Source organism: Actinoallomurus acaciae (assembly GCF_042429965.1).
Classification (GTDB): domain Bacteria; phylum Actinomycetota; class Actinomycetes; order Streptosporangiales; family Streptosporangiaceae; genus Actinoallomurus; species Actinoallomurus acaciae.
This window is the reverse complement of the sequence record NZ_JBHLZP010000947.1, coordinates 1-1,725: the sequence shown is the minus strand read 5'-3', so window position 1 is coordinate 1,725 and position 1,725 is coordinate 1. Positions and strand designations below refer to the sequence as shown.

General features: G+C 74.4%; 1 protein-coding gene. It reads left to right on the top strand.

Going from position 1 to position 1,725, the window contains the following annotated elements; translation table 11 throughout:
* Positions 1–190 precede the first annotated feature (190 nt).
* Positions 191–1,606 (top strand): FAD-dependent monooxygenase, encoded by a 1,416-nt coding sequence (locus ACFFNX_RS49220; RefSeq protein ID WP_378213372.1) that lies wholly within the window; start codon positions 191–193, stop codon positions 1,604–1,606.
* The last annotated feature ends 119 nt before the right edge of the window (positions 1,607–1,725 follow it).

Sequence of the window (1,725 nt, the reverse complement as noted above, 5' to 3'; positions counted from 1 at the left end):
GAACTGGCCGCGCGCCTGGCCGAGGCCCTCGACCCGGGCGCGCACCCGAACCTGCACGCCGCGGCCGGCGACCTGGCCGCGCCCTGCCCGGAGGAACATTTCGAGTACGGCCTGCGGCTGATCGTCGATGGCATCCGGCTGACAGCGGGATGCCGGTGAGCTGACAGCGGCGCCCGGCACCGTACGGACCATGAACGAGACACAGGTACTGATCGCCGGCGCCGGGCCGACCGGACTGACCCTCGCGTGCGACCTCGCCCGGCGCGGCGTCGCCGTCCGGATCGTCGAGAAGGAGCCCTCCACCGGGTCGCGCGGCAAGGGTCTGCAACCCCGCACGCTGGAGGTCTTCGACGACCTCGGCGTGCTGGAGGCCGTCCTGGCCGCCGGGGCGCCCTACCCGCCGCTGCGCTCGTACGCGGGCGGGCAGGTCGTCTGGGAGGGCCGGATGCACGAGCCGAAGGAGCCTACTCCGGAGGTGCCGTACCCGACGGTGACGATGGTCCCCCAGTGGCGGACCGAGCAGATCCTGCGCGACCGGCTGACCGGGCTCGGCGGGCGGGTCGAACGGGGTGAGCTGGTCGACTTCGAGCAGGACGACGACGGGGTGACGGCGGTACTCGCCGGCGGCGAACGGATCCGCGCGGCCTACCTCGTCGGCGCGGACGGCGGCCGGAGCGTGGTGCGCAAGCGGCTCGGCGTCGGGTTCGAGGGCGAGACGCACGAGGCCGAGCGGATGCTCATCGCCGACGTCCGCACCGACGACGTGGACCGGGACCACTGGCACATCTGGGGCGACATGGCGTCCCAGACGCTGCACTTCGGGCTCTGCCCGCTGCCGGGCACCGAGGACTTCCAGCTCACCGCCCCGCTCACCGGCGACGACACGCCGGAGCTGACGCTCTCGACGTTCCAGAAGATCGTCTCGGAGGTGTCGGACGTACGGCTGCGCGACGCCGGCTGGATGTCGGTGTACCGGGTCAACATCCGGATGGCCGAGCGGTTCCGCGACCGCCGGGTCTTCCTGGCCGGGGACGCCGCGCACGTGCACTCCCCCGCCGGCGGGCAGGGCCTCAACACCGGCGTCCAGGACGCCTACAACCTCGGCTGGAAGCTGGCCGCCGAGCGGGCGCTGGACACCTACGAGGAGGAGCGGCTCCCCGTCGCCGCCGGCGTGCTCGGCCTCAGCACCCGGCTGTACCGGGGGATGTCCGAACGCCAGGCCGAGGCGTACCGCCGCGGGGAGGAGACCGAGCAGCTCGGCCTCGGCTATCCCGGCGCCTCACTGTCGGTCGGCGGCGAGAAGGCCGGGGAGCGGGCGCCGGACGCGCCGCTGCGGGAGGGACGCCTGTTCGACGTCTTCCGCGGCCCGCACTTCACGCTGCTGGCCTTCGGGGCGGGGCACGCGCAGACCGTGGCGCGGGTGAACGAGCGGTACGGGACCGCCGTCCGCGCCTACACGATCGGCGACGGCGACACCGACCTGGCCGACCCGGCCGGACACGCCCGCCGCGCGTACGGCACCGACGGCCTGGTGCTCGTACGGCCCGACGGCTACATCGGCGTCTACGACGCGCCCGTCGACGACTACCTGCGGGCGCTGGTCTGACCGGCGAACGTCTCAGGCTCGGCGAGATCGCGGCCGCGCGCCCAGGCGGCGGCGAACGCGTCCTCGCCGAGCCCGGCACGGCAGCGGGCGAGCAGGGCGCGTACGCCGGGGTCGCCGGT

Bases quoted from the DNA above. Each gene is read 5' to 3' on its own strand.
- ACFFNX_RS49220 (WP_378213372.1), top strand. From the start codon at position 191: ATGAACGAGACACAGGTACTGATCGCCGGCGCCGGGCCGACCGGACTG.